Genomic DNA, 16,627 nt, shown 5'->3' with positions numbered 1-16,627 from the left:
TGTCCGGGCGGCCGCGCGCGACTAGGCTCGACACCGTGAACGACGCCCCCATCGGGATCTTCGACTCGGGGGTCGGCGGCCTGACCGTGGCCCGCTCGATCCTCGACCAGCTCCCCAACGAGTCGCTGCTCTACATCGGCGACACGGCCAACACCCCCTACGGCCCCAAGCCGCTCGCCGCGGTCCGCGCGCTGTCCCTGTCGATCATGGACCAGCTCGTCGACGAGGGCGTGAAGATGCTCGTCATCGCATGCAACACCGCGTCGTCGGCGGTCCTGCGGGACGCCCGCGAGCGCTACACCGTGCGGCACGGCGTCCCGGTGGTCGAGGTGATCCTCCCGGCGGCCCGCCGTGCGGTCGCCGCGACGCGGACCGGCCACGTCGGCGTGATCGGCACCCGTGCCACGATCGCGTCGCGCAGCTACGACGACGCGTTCGCGGTCGCGCAGGGCGTCACGCTGGTGTCGCGGGCGTGCCCGCGGTTCGTGGAGCTCATCGAGGCGGGCATCACGTCGGGGCCCGAGGTCCTCGAGGTCGCGCACGAGTACCTCGATCCGGTGCGCGCGGCGGGCGTGGACACGCTCGTCCTGGGCTGCACGCACTACCCGTTGCTCACGGGTGCCATCTCGTACGTCATGGGCGAGGACGTGACGCTCGTGTCGAGCGCCGAGGAGACCGCGAAGGACGTGTACCGCATGCTCGTCGCGCACGGTCTCGAGCGGTCGCGCAGCGCGGGTGCGCCCGAGCACAAGTTCCTCTCGACGGGCACCCCGGAGCCGTTCGAGCAGCTCGCCCGACGGTTCCTCGGACCGGAGGTGCGCCTGGTGGAGCGCGTCTGATGCGGGTGGTCGTGGTGGGTTCGGCCGGCTCGTTCGCCGGGCCGGACGGGCCGGCGTCCTGCTACCTCGTCCAGGCGGAGGACGGCTCGGGCCGCACCTGGTCGGTCGTCCTCGACCTCGGCAACGGTGCGCTCGGTGCGCTCCAGCGCCACGTCGACCCGTTCGCGCTCGACGCCGTCGCGGTGTCTCACCTGCACCCCGACCACTTCGTCGACCTGTGCGGCCTGTACGTGTACCGGCGCTACCACCCCGAGCACGGCTCCGTCCGGCACCCCGGTCTCGCGCCGCTCGCGCTGTGGGGGCCGCGCGGGACGGCGCGGCGGCTCGCCGACGCGTACGGGGACGGGGCCGCCGCGCCCGACGTCGACTCGACGTTCGCGGTCCGGACGTGGGAGCCCGCGCGTCCCACGCGCATCGGGCCGTTCGTCCTCGAGGCGTTCCCGGTCGAGCACCCGGTCGAGGCCTACGCGGTCCGCGTCACCGGACCGTCCGAGCGTGGGCTGGGCATGACGGCCGTGCTGACGTACTCGGGCGACACGGACGCGTGCGACGGCCTGGTCGCGGCCGCGCGGGACGCCGACGTGCTGCTGTGCGAGGCCGCGTTCGTCGAGGGTCGCGACACGGTGCGGGGGGTCCACCTCACCGGTCGTCGCGCGGGCGAGGCCGCGCGTGACGCGGGCGCGCACCGGCTCGTCCTGACGCACCTGCCCGCGTGGAACGAGCCCGCGACCGCGCTCGCCGAGGCCGGCGGGGTGTACGACGGACCGGTCGCCGTCGCGCGGCCCGGGGACGTCCTCGCGCTGTAGGCCCCGCCCGTAGGGTGGTGCCATGACCGACGCCATCCCTGCTTCCTCCGCCACGTCCTCTGCCACGGCTCAGTCCACGACCGCGACCCCGCCGGTCGTGCGCGCTGACGGCCGCCGCCCCGACGAGCTCCGCCCGGTGCGCATCACGCGCGGCTGGCTCGACGCCGCCGAGGGCAGCGTGCTGGTCGAGTTCGGACGGACCCGCGTGCTCTGCGCGGCGTCCTTCACGCCGGGCGTGCCGCGCTGGAAGAAGGGCTCGGGCGAGGGCTGGGTCACGGCCGAGTACGCGATGCTCCCGCGGGCGACGAACAGCCGCAGCGACCGCGAGTCCGTCAAGGGCCGCGTCGGTGGGCGCACGCACGAGATCTCCCGGCTCGTCGGGCGGTCGCTGCGCGCCGTCGTCGACGTCAAGGCGCTCGGCGAGAACACCATCGTGCTCGACTGCGACGTCCTGCAGGCCGACGGCGGCACCCGCACCGCGGCGATCACCGGCGCGTACGTCGCGCTCGCCGACGCGATCGCCTGGGGCCGCCGCCACGGCGCGATCACCGGCGCCGGTCAGGTGCTCAGCGACTCGGTGTCCGCGGTCAGCGTCGGGATCATCGGCGGCGTGCCGATGCTGGACCTCCCCTACGAGGAGGACGTGCGTGCCGACACCGACATGAACGTCGTCGTGACCGGGTCGGGGGCGTTCGTCGAGGTGCAGGGCACGGCGGAGCACGCGCCGTTCGACCGCGCCGAGCTCGACGCCCTGCTCGACCTCGCCGTCGCCGGCAACGCGGACCTCGCACGTCTGCAGCGCGAGGCGCTCGCAGCGGAGCCCGAGGGCCACCGGTGACCGGCGCCGGGACGCCGCCCGCGCCGCGGCTCGTCCTCGCGACGCACAACGCCCACAAGGTGGGGGAGCTGCGCGCCATCCTGGCCGGCCTGCCAGAGCTCGCCGGGCTCGACCCGGAGGCCGTCGTCGGCGCGGGCGACCTCGGTGTCGAGCCACCCGTCGAGGACGGGGTGACGTTCGAGGAGAACGCCCTGATCAAGGCCCGGGCGCTCGCCGAGGCGACGGGCCTGCCGGCGATCGCCGACGACTCGGGTATCTCCGTCGACGTGCTCGGTGGAGCGCCCGGCGTGTTCTCGGCCCGCTGGGCGGGACGCCACGGTGACGACGCCGCGAACCTCGACCTGCTGCTCGCCCAGCTCGCGGACGTCCCGGCGCACCACCGCGGAGCGGAGTTCGTGTGCGCGGCCGCGCTCGTCACGCCGGACGGTGCCGAGCACGTCGTCCGGGGCGTCCTGCGCGGGACCCTGCTCACGGAGCGGCACGGCGTCGGCGGCTTCGGCTACGACCCGGTGTTCGCGCCGGTCGGGTCCGACCGGTCGACCGCCGAGCTCACCGCGGACGAGAAGAACGCGATCAGCCACCGTGGGCAGGCGTTCCGGGCCGTGGCTCCGCACCTCGCGGCGGCGCTCGCGCGCTGACGGCCCGGCGCGTCAGGCTCGGCGGCGCCGCACGAGGTGCACCACGGCGCGCCAGCCGACCAGCCCGAGGCCGAGGAACACCGCGGCGACCACCTGGAACGACGGTGCGATGCCCTGCCCGGTGAGCAGCCGCAGCAGCATCCCGAGCGCCCACGTCGCCGCCCACACCCACACGCCCGTGGGCCACAGCGGCAGCGGACGACGCCACGCCCGCACAGCGAGCCAGCCGGCGGCGAGACCGGCGAGGAACGGCCACGCGGTGGCGAGCACCTGCACGAGACCTTCGTGCTCGTCGTGGGAGCGGCGGCCGATCGCGGCGAACACGAGCACCCACACGGTGTCCGCGGCGGCGGCGAGCGCGACCGTCCGGGCCGTCGGAAGCGCTCGGCCCGGGGCCTCCGCGCCGGCGGCGCGCTCGGTCACGGGAGGCGTCCGACGTGCGCCATCGCCTGGCGCAGCAGGACGCCCTGACCGCCGTGCATCTCGGCCTGGACCGCCTCGCTGCACGCCTGCTCGGGCGTGAGCCACGCCAGGTCGAGCGCCGAGTGCTGCGGCTGGCAGTCGCCCGTGACCGGGACGACGTACGCGAGCGAGACCGCGTGCTGGCGCGGGTCGTGGTACGACGTGATGCCGGGCGTGGGGAAGTACTCGGCGACCGTGAACGGTTGCGGCGAAGGCGGCACGAGCGGCAGCGCCACCGGGCCGAGGTCCTTCTCGATGTGGCGCAGCAGCGCGTCCCGGATCCGCTCGTGGTACATCACGCGGCCGCTCACGAGCGCGCGCGTCATGGCGCCCGTCGGGCTGATGCGCAGCAGCAGGCCCACCGCGACGACGTCGCCGGACTCGTCGACGCGCACCGGGACGGCGTCGACGTAGACGAGGGGGAGCTGGACGCGGGCGGTCGCGATGTCGCGCGGGGAGAGCCAGCCAGCCGGCCGGGGACGCTCACGCGAGAGGTCGTCGTCGTCCGGGGGGAGGTCGGCGGTGTCGGTCACGCGTCCTTTCTACCCCGTGGCACGTGTCGGCGGCCACCAGCGCCCTGCGGCGCAGGGGTCGGCGAGGGTCGGGTGGGGGCAGGGTGGGGAATAGCGGCGGCTCCGAGGACGCTCTACCTCACGAACCCCTGACCCCAGTGGAAGGACCAGCATGGCCACGCAGACCCTCACCGGTGACACCTTCGAGAAGACCGTCCTCGAGAACGACATCGTCCTCGTGGACTGGTGGGCCGAGTGGTGCGGCCCGTGCAAGCAGTTCGGCCCCGTGTTCGAGGCGTCGTCCGAGACGAACGACGACATCGTGTTCGGCAAGGTCGACACCGAGGCCGAGCAGGGCCTCGCCGGTGCCGCCCAGATCACGTCCATCCCGACGCTCATGGCCTTCCGTGAGGGCGTCCTCGTGTTCTCGCAGCCGGGCGCCCTGCCCGCACCGGCGCTGCAGCAGGTGATCGACCAGGTCCGCGGCCTCGACATGGACGACGTCCGCGCGCAGATCGACAAGGCGCGCGAGGGCTCCGAGGAGAGCTGAGACGTCGCCGGCCGAGCAGTGCGCGAGAGGGGACTCGAACCCCTACGCCCGAAGGCACCGGGACCTAAACCCGGCGCGGCTACCTGATTACGCCACTCGCGCGCGGGCACCATCCTAGGCGCAGCGCTCCGACGCTCGTCGCCGCAGCAAAAGGTCCGTCAGCCCACCGGCTGACGGACCTTCTTGTCGTCGGGCGCACCGCCGCGACAGGTCAGACCGCGTCGATGCCCAGGTCGCGGCGCAGCTTCGCGACGTGACCCGTCGCCTTGACGTTGTACTGCGCGAGCCGCACGACGCCCTCCGCGTCCACCACGACGGTGGAGCGGATCACGCCGACGTACGTCTTGCCGTAGTTCTTCTTCTCGCCCCAGGCGCCCCACTCCTCGAGCGCGGCGTGCTCCGGGTCGGACAGCAGGGGGAACGTGAGGTGCTCCGCCTCCACGAACTCCTGCAGCGCGGGGAGCGCGTCGGGGGACACGCCGACGACGTCGTACCCGTGTGCCGCGAGCGACGCGAGGTTGTCGCGGAAGTCGCAGGCCTGCGTGGTGCAACCGGGGGTGCTCGCCGCCGGGTAGAAGTACACGACGACGTCACGGCCACGGTGGTCGGCCAGCGACCAGGTGCCGCCGTCGGCGGTGGGCAGGGTGAGGTCTGGTGCGGCGTCGCCGACGGTCAGGCGGGGCATGGTGGCTCCAGGAGGTGGACGGGAAGGGGTGCGGCGAGCCTATCGCCGGCGGGTAGCGTGTGAGCGGTGACCAGCACCTCCAGCACCTCCAGCACCACCGGCAGAGCCGGCACCGCCCCGTCTGCCGCGCCCCGAGGCGACGCCCGCCCGCCGATCCGCATGCTCCACGACCGCCTGCTCGTCCTTCCCGAGACGGACGCGAGCGAGCGGCAGAGCGCGGCCGGCCTGGTCATCCCGGCGACTGCTGTCGGGCCCAAGAAGCTCGCATGGGGCGAGGTCGTCGCGGCGGGCGAGAACGTGCGCCGGGTCGTCGTCGGCGACCGGGTGCTGTTCGACCCGGACGAGCGCGCCGAGGTGTCGTTCGAGGGTGCCGACTACGTCCTGCTGCGCGAGCGTGACCTGCACGGGGTGTCCGAGGCGCCCGCTGGCGGGGAGCGGACCGGCCTCTACCTGTGACGTCGGCCACGACGCCGGTGCGCGGGCCGGATCCGATTTCGTGTTCGCCGTGTTCGGCTGCTAAGTTTCTTCCTGTTGCGCCATTAGCTCAATTGGCAGAGCAGCTGACTCTTAATCAGCGGGTTCGGGGTTCGAGTCCCTGATGGCGCACTCTCCACGAAGGCCCGGAACCAGACGGTTCCGGGCCTTCGTCGTTCGCGCTCTGGGTGCGCCGTGCGGCGGCCGCGAGCTCCGACGGACGCAGCGCACGCCCGCCTAGACTGGCGCGGTGCCCGACCCCGCAGCGACCACCCCGACCGGTGCGTCGACGTACCGCACGCAGCCCGTGTCGTTCGTCCGGCGCAGTCGTCGCCTGACGCCCGGACAGCAGCGGCTCTGGGACGAGCAGCGCCCGGAGTACCTCGTCGACGTGCCGCGGGCGGTGGCGTCGACGTCGGTCGAGCCGACATTCGTTCTCGACGTCGACGCCCTGTTCTCCGCGGCCCCCACGGTCCCGGCGGCCCCCACGGTCCCGGCGGCTCTGGCGGGCACGGGCGTGCGGACGGGCCGGACGATCCTCGAGATCGGGTCGGGCCAGGGGGAGGCCGTCGTCGCGGCCGCCGCCGCGCACCCGGACGACCGGTTCCTCGCCGTCGAGGTGTACGAGCCCGGGCTCGCGCACACCGCCCGCCGCGCCGCCGCCGGCGACGTGCACAACGTGCGGCTCCTGCAGGCGAATGCGCCCGAGCTCCTCGCAACCGCCCTGCCTGCGGACGCCGTGGACGAGGTCTGGGTGTTCTTCCCGGACCCGTGGCGCAAGGCGCGCCACGAGAAGAGGCGCCTGGTGGATGCAGGGTTCGCCGACCTCGTCGCCCGCGTCCTGCGACCGGGTGGCGTGCTGCGGTTCGCGAGCGACTGGGAGCCCTACGCCGAGCAGGTGCGCGACCTGCTCGACGAGCACCCGGCGTTCGTCGCGGCGCCCGGGCGTGACGCCGAGGGCTGGTGGCCGCGGTTCGAGGGCCGCGTCCTGACGAGCTTCGAGCGCAAGGGCACCGATGCGGGCCGCACCGTGCGCGACGTCACCTACGTGCACCCTGGTGACAGGGCCTAGGCTCGGGGTGTGACCGACGCCTCAGCCCCCAACCGTCTCCGTGCCGGCCTCGCGACGTGCGCGGAGCTCCCCGACCTCGAGCTCGACGACCAGCCCCTCGTGGCAGCCCTCGCGGAGCGCCGTGTCGAGGCGACACCCGTGGTGTGGGACGACCCGCAGGTGGACTGGGAGTCCTTCGACGTCGTCGTGATCCGCAACACGTGGGACTACAGCGCGCGCCGCGACGAGTTCGTCGAGTGGGCGCGCCGCGTGCCCAAGCTCCTGAACCCGGCCGACGTCGTCGCCTGGAACACCGACAAGGCGTACCTGCGCGAGCTCGCTGACCGTGGGGTGCCCACCATCCCGACGCTGTGGCTCGACCCCGACCGCAACTTCTCGGGGCGTGCCGTCCACACCCGCATGCCGGCGCACGGCGACTTCGTCATCAAGCCGACGGTGAGCGCCGGCGCGAAGGACACGGGCCGCTACGAGTCGGGTGACGCGACCGAGCGCGGCCTCGCCGTCACGCACACCCTCGCCCTGCTGCGCAGCGGCCGGCACGTCATGATCCAGCCGTACCTCGACGCCGTGGACACCACCGGCGAGACCGGGCTCGTGTACATCGACGGCCGCTTCTCCCACGCCATCAAGAAGCGCGCGCTGCTCTCCGGGCCGTACGAGCCGGCCGAGGCCGCGCTGTTCGTCGAGGAGGAGATCGGTTCGGCCGTGGCCACGCCCGAGCAGCTCGCCGTGGGGGAGAAGACGCTGCGAGCTGCCGCCGAGATCGTGGCGCACGCCGCCAAGCCGCTCTACGCGCGCGTCGACCTCGTGCCCGGCCAGGACGGTGAGCCCAAGCTCATCGAGCTCGAGCTCACGGAGCCGTCCCTGTTCCTCGCGCGGGACGCCGACGCGGTCGAGAAGTTCGCCGACGCGATCGCGCTGCGGGCTCTGCGCGCTCGCGTGTCCTGAGCAGCGTCCCGGACCGGGTACACTTTTCGTCGGCCCTCCTGGTGAGTGGCCGAGCCCCTGCTGGTGATCAGCGGGTGGTAGTGGTGGGTATAGCTCAGCTGGTAGAGCACCTGGTTGTGGTCCAGGGGGTCGCGGGTTCAAGTCCCGTTACTCACCCCACGCACGGAGGCCCGCACCCTCAGCCGTCAGGCTGGTGGGTGCGGGCCCCTCGTCATTCCTGCGAGTCCCGGATTCCCGGAGCCTCGGCGAACCGCCGGTCCGTCGGTCAGGTGGGCGTCTCGCTGTCCTGGGTGCGGAGCGTCTCGTCGACCTGGTGCTCGACGAGGATCGGGACGAAGTCACGCACGGGCGCGCCGTCGAACTCCTCGTGGGTCTCGTCGACCTGTCGACGGATCTCGTCCGCGGCGACGTCGGGGTGGCGTTCGGTGAGCCGGTCGACCGCGTCGCCGAGGGCCCGCTGTTCGTTGTTCGTCGTCATGCGCCCAGGGTGGCGGGAGCACGGCGCACTCGCACGCCCGGCGTCAGGCGAGCGTCAGGCGGGGGCGTCTCCCGCGCGGGACGGCGACGCGAGGACCTTGTCGGCGACGGCCTTCGCGGACTTGCTGTCGGGACCGGGCTGCGGCACGAACAGCACCTCCCGGTAGTACCGCAGCTCGTCGATCGACTCGAGGATGTCGGCGAGGGCCCGGTGACCGCCGTGCTTCTCGGGCGACTGGAAGTACACGCGCGGGTACCAGCGGCGGGCCAGCTCCTTGATCGACGACACGTCGATGATCCGGTAGTGCAGGTGCTCGACGAGCTCGGTCATGTCGCGGTCCAGGAACGTCTTGTCCGTGCCGACGGAGTTGCCAGCCAGCGGTGCCTTCTTCGCGTCGGGCACCCAGGTGCGCACGTAGTCGAGCACCTGCTGCTGCGCGTCGGCGAGCGTGGTGCCGTGCGCGAGCTCCTCGAGCAGCCCGGACGTCGTGTGCATGGTGCGCACGAAGTCGTTCATCTGGTCGAGCGCCTCCTGCGGCGGCTTGATCAGCACGTCGACGCCGTCGCCCAGGACGTTCAGCTCGGAGTCGGTGACGACGGCCGCCACCTCGACGAGGGCGTCGTGCTCGAGCGAGAGACCGGTCATCTCGCAGTCGATCCAGACGATGCGGTCGGTGGCGGGGGAGGTCGTCATCGGGCTCACCTGCCCAGCGTACGTGCAGGTGAGGGACGTCCGCCGGGCGCGTGCACGACGAACGCCCCGTCCGCTCCAGCCGGTGTGGCCGGCGCTGATGGGGCGTCCGGGACGTCGGCGAGCCTGCCAGGCTCGACGCTGGGTGTCATGCCGACCTTCGGGACGGCTCGTGGTTGCGCGTTCGCGCAGTGACCCGGGTGGAGACGAACCGCAGGCGCTCGCGGCGCAGGGTCGACTCCTCCAGGCGTTGCCGGTGCTCGATCTCCGCTGCGCGGAAGATCATGTCGGGGTGCATCTCGTGTTCTCCATGACGTGTGTCTCGACCAGCCTGGCCGGGCCGCGCCGCAGGGTGCGACATGTCGAGGGACGTCACCGCGGTGAGTGGCTCCAGCCTGACAGGAGGGTGTGACACAGAGCACGTCTTTAACCGCCCGGGTAGGTTCCACCCATGCCGGGTGCGGTCGGGGAGCGTCAGGGATGGTGGCTGGCTGCCGCGTGCGCTCTGGTGTTCGTCGTGGACCTGCTCATGGTCGCGACCTCGACCGGTCTCGCACGCTGGGACGCGCCCGTGCTCGAGTGGATGGTCGCGCACCGCACGTCCGGGCTCACGGACTGGTGGCACGCGGTGACGACGGTGTTCGGTCCGGTGGTGCTCCCGGTCGTCGTCGGTGTCGGCTGCGTGCTGTGGTGGCTGCTGAGCCGTTCGGTGCGCAGGCCGGTGCTGCTCGCGGTGGCGATGGCGTGCGAGGCCGTGGCGTCGCTTCTCCTCAAGGCGGTGATCGACCGGCCGCGACCGCCCGACGTCGCGCAGGTGGTGCCCGGTGCGGTCGTCACGCACTCGTTCCCGTCCGGTCACACGATGGGGACCGCGGCCCTGACGTTCGGGCTGCTCGTGCTGCTCGCAGAGCCGTGCCGCGGCCGCGCCTGGTGGTGGACGGGCTCGCTGCTCGCGGGTGCCGTGACGACTCTGGTCGCGCTGAGCCGTCTCTACCTCGGCTACCACTACCTCACGGACGTGGTGGCCGGCTTCGCGGGCGGGCTCGTCGTCGTCGGGCTGCTCGCGGTGGTCGCCGCCCGGACGCGTCCGCCGACCCTGCCTCCGCCGACTCTGCCGTGATCAGTCGTCGACGCCGCGCGCCCGGAGCGCCTCGCCGAGCGCGTCGGCCCGCCGCAGCGTCCCCACGACGAGCGGCACCGCGTAGGCGCGCACGTCCCGCTCGCGGCCACGGGCGCGCTGGGCTGCCCGGACGTCGTCCGACAGCGCGACCAGGACGGGGATGCTCCGGACCGTGAGAGCCAGGACCAGGGCGACGCGGTCGGGGCGCACCCCGACGACCCGCAGCGGGCGCGTCGCCGCCGTCAGGGCGTCGAGCACGTCGGACGTGCGGGTCGTCAGCGTGAGGGTCCCGGCGAGCGCCACGAGCAGGACGAGCCGCGCGCAGAGCAGCGCCGCACGCTCCGGCCCGAGCGACCACCACTGCAGCGCGAAGAGGACGGGCACGGCGAACCGCAGCGGCCGCACCTGCTGCCACAGGTGGCGGGGGCGCAGTCGCGCGGCCAGGGTCACGGCGAGCAGCAGCGCGGCGAGGCTCGTGACGGCCCACGGGCCGGGCACGGCGAGGACGGCCACCGAGACCGCGAGCAGCGCGACGAGCTTGGCGCCCGCGGGGGCTCGGTGGACGACCGAGTCCCGCGGCACGTAGGCGCCGAGGAGCGTCACGACGCCCCCATGGCGCGCCGGTACCAGGCGACCGCCGGGCCGGGCTCGTCGTCGGCGACCACCCGGCCCCCGTCGACGACGAGGACGCGGTCGTACCCGTCGAGCAGGTCGAGGTCGTGGGTCACCACGACGACCTGCTGCTCGAGCCCCCGCAGGAGCGCGTGGACGGCGCGGGCGTTGCGCAGGTCGAGCAGGGTCGTGGGCTCGTCGGCGACCAGCACGCGAGGCCGCGTGACGAGCACGGACGTGATCGCGAGGAGCTGCTTCTGGCCGCCCGACAGCAGGTGTGCGGGGTGGTCGGCGTGGTCCGCGAGCCCGCGTTCGACCAGCGCGGCGTGCACGACGGCGTCGCGCTCTTCCGGGTCGAGCGCCGGCTCGCCGCGGCGGGGGCGCAGCGAGTAGGCGACGTCCTCGGCGACGGTCGGCATGACGATCTGGGCGTCCGGGTCGGTGAACACGAACCCGACGAGCCGGCGTACGGCGGCGCCCTCGCGGGCCGTGTCGAGACCGCCGACAGTGACGCGGCCCCGCGTCGGGAGCACCAGCCCGTTGAGCAGCCGCGCGAGCGTCGACTTGCCGGACCCGTTCGCCCCGACGACGCCGACCCGCTGCTCGGTGAGCTCGAGGTCGACGCCGCGCAGCACCTCGCGCTCGCCGAGCGTCACATGGACGTCGTCGAGCCGGACGACGACCGGGCCGGCGTCGGTCGTGTCCGCGGTCGCCGCCGCGGCGACGTGCGACGGTGCGGACGGGCTCGCGCCCCCCGTGGCGGCGCCCGCGGGGCGGCCTGCGGGGCGCGAGCGACGGAAGAGTGCCACGGTCAGCGGCTCCGGCGGGCCGCGGGCGACGCGGCCGGGTACGCCTTGACGACGGCGACGGTGATGACGGCGGCGATCACGGCCTTCACGACGTCGCCGGGCAGGTACACGGCCGACAGCGCGACGACCTTGCCGAGGGGGAGGCCGGTCACGACGGCCGTCACCGGGATCCCGAACGCGTAGACGACGCCCACGCCGCCCGCGAGGGCCGCCCCGAACACGTGGAGGACGGTGAGGCGGCCGCGCACACGGTCCACGAGCCACCCGGTGAGCGCCGCGCCGAACAGCCACCCGTACAGGTAGCCGGCGGTCGGGCCGACGAAGGGTGCCGGGCCCCCGCTGCCGCCCGCGAGGATCGGCAGTCCGGCGAGGGCCAGCAGCAGGAAGGTCGCGACGGCGAGCGCGCCGCGGTACGCACCGAGCAGGGTCCCCGCGAGCATGACGCCGAGGGTCTGCAGCGTGATGGGCGCCATGCCCTCGGTGAACTGGATCTGCCCCGCGAGCGAGAGGACGCAGATGAGGGCGGCGAACGTGGCGATGCGGGCCGCGTCGGCGGCGGTGATCGTCCAGCGGCTCGGCCGGGCGGGGGCGGCGGGAGTCGTGCCCGTGGTGCCGGTGCTGGCGGCCGTCGCGGTCGCGGTGGTGCCGCCGGCGGGATCGGGCGCGGTGGTCTCGGTCGACATGCTGCTCCTTCGTCGGTTCGTGTGTCGGGCACAACTCTGTCCGACGGGCACGAGGTCGGGGAAGGCTCCGGTGCACCGATCCTGGGGCGCCGCCTTTGGGTCGGCTCCACAAGTCGTTGGAGGTTCCCGACAAAGCGACCGGTGTCCGGTGTGACGCCCGGCGTGGCTGTCGCCCGCAGCGACGGACGCAGCGACCGGACGACGACTCTCAGGGTGCCCCGAGCAGGACTCGAACCTGCAACCTACGGATTAGAAGGCCGTTGCTCTATCCATTGAGCTATCGAGGCGGGCGCGCCCGAACATCGTAGTGCCCGCCGACGCTGCGGTGCGGCGCGTTTGCGCCGGTGGCTCGAACAGCAAAGATGAGTGCGTGACCTCACGAGCCGCAGCCGACGCGACCCCGGCCGCGCCGCGGGCCGACCGCCCGTCCGAGCACAGGCCCGTGCCCCCGGGCGAGGTCCAGGCCGAGCCGGACGCGACGGGGTCGTTCACCCCCACCCTGTACGACGTGTCGCGTGACCTGCGCCGCGACGTCGCCGCCGTCGAGCTCCCGCTCGACCTGGAGGGTCGGGACGACGCGGAGGCGTCACGGCTGCGTCTGCTCGACCAGCTCGACCAGCACCTGCTTCCGCGGCTGCGGGAGCTGAGCGCGCCGGCGGTGGTCGTGGTGGCGGGCTCGACGGGTGCCGGAAAGTCCACCCTGTACAACTCGGTGCTGCGCCGCGAGGTGTCGCCCGCGGGCGTGCTGCGCCCGACGACGCGCGAGCCGGTGTACGCGCACCACCCGCTCGATGCCGACGTCGTGCCCGACGCGCCGGTCACGCGGATCTCCCGGGTCGTGCCGCACGACGAGGTGCCGCGCGGCGTCGCCCTGCTCGACGCCCCTGACCTCGACTCGCTCGAGGACGCCAACCGTGCGACCGCGAAGCAGCTGCTCGAGGGTGCCGACCTGTGGCTGTTCGTCACGACGGCCGCCCGGTACGGCGACGCGCTGCCGTGGCAGACCCTCGAGCTCGCGACCGAGCGGGGTGCGAGCGTCGCGATGGTGCTCAACCGCGTCCCGCGCGACTCCCTGGCCACGATCCGTGCCGACCTCCTGCAGCGCCTGCGCGACCACGGGATGGCGAACACGCCGCTGTTCGTCGTGCCCGACCTCGGCCCGCACGAGGGGCTGCTCGACGACGAGGTGGTCGCCCCCGTCCGCCGCTGGCTGCGCCTCCTCGCCGGTCCGGAGCGTTCGCGCTCCGTGATCCTGCGGACCCTGCAGGGCTCGCTCGACGCGCTGCCCGGCTGGGTCTCCCGGGTCGAGGACGCGGTCGAGCACCAGGTCGAGGCAGCCGCCGCGATCCGGCGCCGTCTGGACGCCGCGACACCCGCGCTCGAGGACGCCGCCCGGGCTCGCGTGCGCTCGGGCGCGACCGTCGGCGGGGGAGTGTCGGGCGCGTGGGCGCAGCTGACCCACGCCCGGACCGACAACGTGCGCGTCAAGTCCGGTGTGGCGCGCTCCTCGAAGCGCGCGGGGCGCAAGCGCGACGACGCGCTGGGCGTCGTCCTCGACGCCCTGACGGGATCGGTGCGCGAGGTGCTCGTCGCGACCGCCGCCGACGCCGAGCGCACCGTGCGCGACCTGCTCACCGGCCCCGACGCCCCGTCGGGAGGACGGGCGGTCGCGGTCGGGCTCGCGGACACCGTCCACGAGGACCGCCGGACGGACGCCGCCCGCACCCAGGTCGATGCGTGGGCCGAGCGCGGGACGACGGCTGCACAGGCCCTCCCTGGCGACCGCGCGGCGGCCGCACGCACCGCGTTCGGCACCCGCGGGCTGGCCGCGCTGCTCCTCCTGTCCGCCGCCGGCCTCGACGACGCCGACCGGGTGCTCGCCCGTGTGGTCGGCCCGGACGTCGAGGAGCCCGTCGCGGCGCTGCGCTCCGACCTCGCGGACCGGTCCGCCGCGACCGCTGGCGACGTCGCGCACGCCGTCACCGACAGCCTGCGCGGCGGCCCGTACGACGAGGCCGCTCCCGCGGCGCTGCGGCTGCGCCGCGCCGAGATCGCCCGGCTCACCCGCCACGCGCGCGTCGCCCGCGCCGCGTCCCGCACGGAAGAGGCTCGATGACCGACGACGCACGCCTGCGCGACCGGACCGACGACCTGGAGAACGCGCTCCGCATCGCCCGCGAACGCACCGACGCCGTCGTGGTCGCAGACGTCGAGGCCGCCGTGGGGAGCGTGCGCGAGCGCCTCGCGCTCGGCGTGGACCACACCGTCGTGGCGCTCGCGGGCGGCACCGGGTCGGGCAAGTCGAGCCTGTTCAACGCCGTCTCGCGGCTCACCTTCGCGGACGTCGGCGTCCGCCGTCCCACGACGGCCGAGGTCACCGCGTGCTCGTGGAGCGACGCGGCGGACGCCCTCCTCGACTGGGTGGGGGTCGCGCGGGAGCGCCGCATCACCCGCGAGTCGCTCCTCGACGGCGACGACGAGCAGGGGCTGCACGGGCTCGTCCTGCTGGACCTGCCGGACCACGACTCGATCGAGCCCGCGCACCGTGAGGTCGTCGACCGCGTCCTCCCGCTCGTCGACCTGCTCGTGTGGGTCGTCGACCCGCAGAAGTACGCCGACGACGCCCTCCACTCGGGCTACCTGCGCGCGTCCGTCGGGATGGAGGCCGCGATGGTGGTGGCCGTCAACCAGGTGGACACGGTGCCGGAGGGTCGGCGCTCGTCGTTGCTCGACGACGTGGTCCGCCTCGTCGCGGACGACGGGCTCGTCGGGGTGCCCGTGCTCGCTGTCTCGGCGCGCACCGGGGAGGGCGTCGCCGAGCTGCGCGAGGTCCTCGAGCAGGCGGTCGCCCGGCGCAGCGTCGCGGCGGGGCGGGCCGCGGCCGAGCTCGACCGCGCCGGACGCGTCCTGCTCGAGCAGGCGCCCGCGGGGGCGCCGTGGGACGCGGACGCGGCGCTGGACCGCGAGGTGGACGCGCTCTCGCAGGCGGTCGGGCTCGGGTCGGTCGCGGAGCAGGTCCAGGCGGCGATCCGGCGCGGCTACGGGCGCCCGGAGTTCGGGGAGATCCAGACGGCGGCGGTGGCGACGTCGCGCGGCCGCTGGCTCTCGCGCGCGGGCAAGGGCCTGCGCCCGGGGTGGGAGTCGGCGCTCGAGGGCGGCCTCGCGACGCCCGCCGAGCTCGTCGCGGCGTCGCGGCGCGAGCTCGAGACGATCCCGCTCGACACGCGCGGGCCGTCGTCGGCCCGGCCGATGCGCCGCACGGCGCTCGTGCTCCTGGTGCTGGCGGTCCTCGCCGCCGTGGTCGCGCTCCTCGGTGCGTCGGGAGTGCTGTCGATGGTCGAGAGCTGGGTCGGGGGCCTCGCGGTCGGCGCGGTGGCAGCGCTGCTCGTGGCGCTCGTGCTGTTCCTCGTCAACGTGCAGTCCCGGCGCACGCTCGCGCGTCGGCGCCGCGACGGGGTGCTCGGGTCGGGGCGCGCCGCGCTGGAGCGCGTCGTGCGGGCGGGTCTCGCGGACCCGACCCGGCGCATCCTCGGGCAGCGGGACGAGGTGCGGCGCCTGGCGGAGCGCGCGCGGGAGGTCACGGACGAACCGCCGCTGACCGCCCCGCACGGCCATCCCGTGGTCGCGTCCACGCAGCTCCCGTCCACAGCCTGAGCCGCACGATCGCGCCGGGCGCCCCGGGTGCGCGAGCCTCCTCGCGTGACCGGCCGTCGGGGCCGGTGCGAGAGGGGAGGACGCATGAGCGAGGTGACGGTCACGCTGACCGGGTTCGTGGCGACGGAGCCGCGGCACGTGGTGTCGGCATCGGGGACGTCGTACACGACGTTCCGGACCGCGACGACGCGGCGGTACTTCGACCGGTCGTCGGGGGAGTGGCGCGACGGGCAGACGCTGTGGTTCACGGTCAAGACGTGGCGGGACACGGCGCGCAACGTCGCGCAGTCGCTGCGCAAGGGCGACCCCGTGGTCGCGCAGGGGGTGCTCGGTGTGGACGAGTGGACCGGGTCGGACGGGCCGCGCACGTCGCTCGTCCTCGAGGCTCGGTCGCTCGGGCCCGACCTGTCCCGCGGCGAGGCACGGTTCGTCCAGGTGGTGCACCGCCCGACGGTGCCCGCTCCCGGATCGACGGGCAGCGGCGACGGGGACGGTCGCCCGGCGGAGCAGACCCTGGTGGTCGATCGGGCCGACGGGCCGGGAGCGGCAGCGCCGGAGGAGTCGGCGCGCGACACCACGGACGACGACGACCCGTGGGCGGCGGGGCTCCTGGACGCTGACGGCGGGGGCACCGAGGACGCCGTGCCGCACGAGCCCGAGCCCGCCGTCGCGGGGGCGTGAGCGCGAGGCTGCGACCGCGTAGGCTGGTGAGCCGACGAGCACCGCGGACCCCCGCGTCGTGGACGCGGGACCACCG

20 protein-coding genes and 4 tRNA genes are annotated in these 16,627 nt (G+C 74.3%); 14 read left to right on the top strand and 10 right to left on the bottom strand.

Annotated features, from left to right (window positions below):
• Window positions 1–35: 35 nt before the first annotated feature.
• From murI to rdgB, 4 genes are read left to right on the top strand one after another with little or no spacing between them, the layout of a single operon-like run.
• The gene (gene murI, locus CLV34_RS01800) at window positions 36–839 is read left to right on the top strand and encodes a glutamate racemase (protein WP_100348548.1); all 804 of its coding nucleotides are present in this window, start codon (window positions 36–38) and stop codon (window positions 837–839) included.
• Window positions 839–1,645, top strand: a complete 807-nt coding sequence (locus CLV34_RS01795) for an MBL fold metallo-hydrolase (protein ID WP_100348547.1) — start codon at window positions 839–841, stop codon at window positions 1,643–1,645. Before murI ends, CLV34_RS01795 begins: the two co-directional genes overlap by 1 nt.
• A gap of 22 nt (window positions 1,646–1,667) precedes the next feature.
• Entirely contained in the window at window positions 1,668–2,483 is an 816-nt protein-coding gene (gene rph / locus CLV34_RS01790; protein WP_100348546.1) for a ribonuclease PH, read from the top strand.
• Complete coding sequence (rdgB, locus tag CLV34_RS01785) at window positions 2,480–3,121, top strand: RdgB/HAM1 family non-canonical purine NTP pyrophosphatase (protein ID WP_100348545.1); 642 nt, start codon at window positions 2,480–2,482, stop codon at window positions 3,119–3,121. Before rph ends, rdgB begins: the two co-directional genes overlap by 4 nt.
• 12 nt (window positions 3,122–3,133) lie before the next feature.
• Here the strand turns inward: rdgB and CLV34_RS01780 are convergent, their stop codons facing one another.
• A complete protein-coding gene (locus tag CLV34_RS01780) occupies window positions 3,134–3,544 on the bottom strand; it encodes a DUF3054 domain-containing protein (RefSeq protein ID WP_100348544.1) in 411 nt (136 codons plus the stop codon).
• Window positions 3,541–4,116 carry an NUDIX hydrolase family protein gene (locus tag CLV34_RS01775; RefSeq protein ID WP_100348543.1) on the bottom strand — a complete coding sequence of 192 codons (576 nt, stop codon included), beginning with the start codon at window positions 4,114–4,116 and terminating at the stop codon, window positions 3,541–3,543. The genes CLV34_RS01780 and CLV34_RS01775 overlap by 4 nt, the downstream gene beginning before the upstream one ends.
• A 151-nt stretch (window positions 4,117–4,267) precedes the next feature.
• Between CLV34_RS01775 and trxA the strand changes: the two genes are divergently transcribed.
• Entirely contained in the window at window positions 4,268–4,645 is a 378-nt protein-coding gene (trxA, locus tag CLV34_RS01770; protein WP_100348542.1) for a thioredoxin, read from the top strand.
• Between the two features lie 19 nt (window positions 4,646–4,664).
• Here the strand turns inward: trxA and CLV34_RS01765 are convergent.
• Together CLV34_RS01765 and bcp are read right to left on the bottom strand one after the other, a co-directional pair.
• Window positions 4,665–4,747 (bottom strand) — tRNA-Leu (locus tag CLV34_RS01765).
• 109 nt (window positions 4,748–4,856) lie between these two features.
• A complete protein-coding gene (gene bcp, locus CLV34_RS01760; RefSeq protein WP_100348541.1) occupies window positions 4,857–5,330 on the bottom strand; it encodes a thioredoxin-dependent thiol peroxidase in 474 nt (157 codons plus the stop codon).
• 66 nt (window positions 5,331–5,396) lie between these two features.
• Here bcp and CLV34_RS01755 point away from each other — a divergent pair, with 66 nt between their 5' ends.
• The 5 genes from CLV34_RS01755 to CLV34_RS01735 all read left to right on the top strand — a co-directional run bounded on the left by CLV34_RS01755 (window position 5,397) and on the right by CLV34_RS01735 (window position 7,983).
• On the top strand, window positions 5,397–5,786 hold the full coding sequence (locus tag CLV34_RS01755) for a GroES family chaperonin (protein ID WP_425436162.1): 390 nt from the start codon (window positions 5,397–5,399) through the stop codon (window positions 5,784–5,786).
• A 77-nt stretch (window positions 5,787–5,863) separates the two neighbouring features.
• A tRNA-Lys gene (locus tag CLV34_RS01750) sits at window positions 5,864–5,936 on the top strand.
• Window positions 5,937–6,054: 118 nt separating this feature from the next.
• On the top strand, window positions 6,055–6,876 hold the full coding sequence (gene trmB / locus CLV34_RS01745; protein ID WP_100348539.1) for a tRNA (guanosine(46)-N7)-methyltransferase TrmB: 822 nt from the start codon (window positions 6,055–6,057) through the stop codon (window positions 6,874–6,876).
• Window positions 6,877–6,885: 9 nt separating this feature from the next.
• Window positions 6,886–7,824 carry an ATP-grasp domain-containing protein gene (locus CLV34_RS01740; protein WP_100348538.1) on the top strand — a complete coding sequence of 313 codons (939 nt, stop codon included), beginning with the start codon at window positions 6,886–6,888 and terminating at the stop codon, window positions 7,822–7,824.
• Between the two features lie 83 nt (window positions 7,825–7,907).
• Window positions 7,908–7,983, top strand: a tRNA-His gene (locus CLV34_RS01735).
• 106 nt (window positions 7,984–8,089) lie between these two features.
• Here the strand turns inward: CLV34_RS01735 and CLV34_RS01730 are convergent.
• Together CLV34_RS01730 and orn are read right to left on the bottom strand one after the other, a co-directional pair.
• Window positions 8,090–8,302, bottom strand: coding sequence for a three-helix bundle dimerization domain-containing protein (locus tag CLV34_RS01730; RefSeq protein WP_100348537.1), 213 nt, complete (start codon window positions 8,300–8,302; stop codon window positions 8,090–8,092).
• A gap of 54 nt (window positions 8,303–8,356) precedes the next feature.
• On the bottom strand, window positions 8,357–8,995 hold the full coding sequence (gene orn, locus CLV34_RS01725; protein WP_100348536.1) for an oligoribonuclease: 639 nt from the start codon (window positions 8,993–8,995) through the stop codon (window positions 8,357–8,359).
• 448 nt (window positions 8,996–9,443) lie between these two features.
• On the opposite strand from orn, the gene CLV34_RS01720 reads away from it, so the two are divergent.
• On the top strand, window positions 9,444–10,112 hold the full coding sequence (locus CLV34_RS01720) for a phosphatase PAP2 family protein (RefSeq protein WP_100348535.1): 669 nt from the start codon (window positions 9,444–9,446) through the stop codon (window positions 10,110–10,112).
• Here the strand turns inward: CLV34_RS01720 and CLV34_RS01715 are convergent, their stop codons facing one another.
• From CLV34_RS01715 to CLV34_RS01700, 4 genes are all read right to left on the bottom strand, one after another.
• A complete protein-coding gene (locus CLV34_RS01715) occupies window positions 10,113–10,715 on the bottom strand; it encodes an energy-coupling factor transporter transmembrane component T family protein (protein WP_100348534.1) in 603 nt (200 codons plus the stop codon). It abuts the gene before it with no gap.
• Window positions 10,712–11,380 (bottom strand): energy-coupling factor ABC transporter ATP-binding protein, encoded by a 669-nt coding sequence (locus CLV34_RS01710; RefSeq protein WP_100349138.1) that lies wholly within the window; start codon window positions 11,378–11,380, stop codon window positions 10,712–10,714. The genes CLV34_RS01715 and CLV34_RS01710 overlap by 4 nt, the downstream gene beginning before the upstream one ends.
• 155 nt (window positions 11,381–11,535) lie before the next feature.
• Window positions 11,536–12,216: a biotin transporter BioY gene (locus CLV34_RS01705; RefSeq protein ID WP_100348533.1), complete on the bottom strand. Its 681-nt coding sequence runs from the start codon at window positions 12,214–12,216 to the stop codon at window positions 11,536–11,538.
• 214 nt (window positions 12,217–12,430) lie between these two features.
• Window positions 12,431–12,503 (bottom strand) — tRNA-Arg (locus CLV34_RS01700).
• An 83-nt stretch (window positions 12,504–12,586) separates the two neighbouring features.
• On the opposite strand from CLV34_RS01700, the gene CLV34_RS01695 reads away from it, so the two are divergent.
• The 3 genes from CLV34_RS01695 (at window position 12,587) to CLV34_RS01685 (ending at window position 16,551) form a co-directional block, all read left to right on the top strand.
• On the top strand, window positions 12,587–14,332 hold the full coding sequence (locus CLV34_RS01695) for a GTPase (RefSeq protein ID WP_245858890.1): 1,746 nt from the start codon (window positions 12,587–12,589) through the stop codon (window positions 14,330–14,332).
• Window positions 14,329–15,870, top strand: a complete 1,542-nt coding sequence (locus tag CLV34_RS01690) for a GTP-binding protein (RefSeq protein ID WP_100348531.1) — start codon at window positions 14,329–14,331, stop codon at window positions 15,868–15,870. Before CLV34_RS01695 ends, CLV34_RS01690 begins: the two co-directional genes overlap by 4 nt.
• Before the next feature lie 84 nt (window positions 15,871–15,954).
• Window positions 15,955–16,551, top strand: coding sequence for a single-stranded DNA-binding protein (locus CLV34_RS01685; protein ID WP_100348530.1), 597 nt, complete (start codon window positions 15,955–15,957; stop codon window positions 16,549–16,551).
• Window positions 16,552–16,627: the final 76 nt, after the last annotated feature.

Origin of the sequence: Luteimicrobium subarcticum, from assembly GCF_002798015.1 — a bacterium.
GTDB lineage: Bacteria > Actinomycetota > Actinomycetes > Actinomycetales > Cellulomonadaceae > Luteimicrobium > Luteimicrobium subarcticum.
The sequence above is the reverse complement of the archived record's forward strand: the minus strand, read 5'-3'. Positions and strand labels throughout refer to the sequence as shown.

Bases quoted from the DNA above. Each gene is read 5' to 3' on its own strand.
- orn (WP_100348536.1), bottom strand. From the start codon at position 8,995: ATGACGACCTCCCCCGCCACCGACCGCATCGTCTGGATCGACTGCGAG.
- CLV34_RS01730 (WP_100348537.1), bottom strand. From the start codon at position 8,302: ATGACGACGAACAACGAACAGCGGGCCCTCGGCGACGCGGTCGACCGG.
- CLV34_RS01720 (WP_100348535.1), top strand. From the start codon at position 9,444: ATGCCGGGTGCGGTCGGGGAGCGTCAGGGATGGTGGCTGGCTGCCGCG.
- CLV34_RS01705 (WP_100348533.1), bottom strand. From the start codon at position 12,216: ATGTCGACCGAGACCACCGCGCCCGATCCCGCCGGCGGCACCACCGCG.
- CLV34_RS01685 (WP_100348530.1), top strand. From the start codon at position 15,955: ATGAGCGAGGTGACGGTCACGCTGACCGGGTTCGTGGCGACGGAGCCG.
- CLV34_RS01690 (WP_100348531.1), top strand. From the start codon at position 14,329: ATGACCGACGACGCACGCCTGCGCGACCGGACCGACGACCTGGAGAAC.
- bcp (WP_100348541.1), bottom strand. From the start codon at position 5,330: ATGCCCCGCCTGACCGTCGGCGACGCCGCACCAGACCTCACCCTGCCC.
- rph (WP_100348546.1), top strand. From the start codon at position 1,668: ATGACCGACGCCATCCCTGCTTCCTCCGCCACGTCCTCTGCCACGGCT.
- CLV34_RS01795 (WP_100348547.1), top strand. From the start codon at position 839: ATGCGGGTGGTCGTGGTGGGTTCGGCCGGCTCGTTCGCCGGGCCGGAC.
- trxA (WP_100348542.1), top strand. From the start codon at position 4,268: ATGGCCACGCAGACCCTCACCGGTGACACCTTCGAGAAGACCGTCCTC.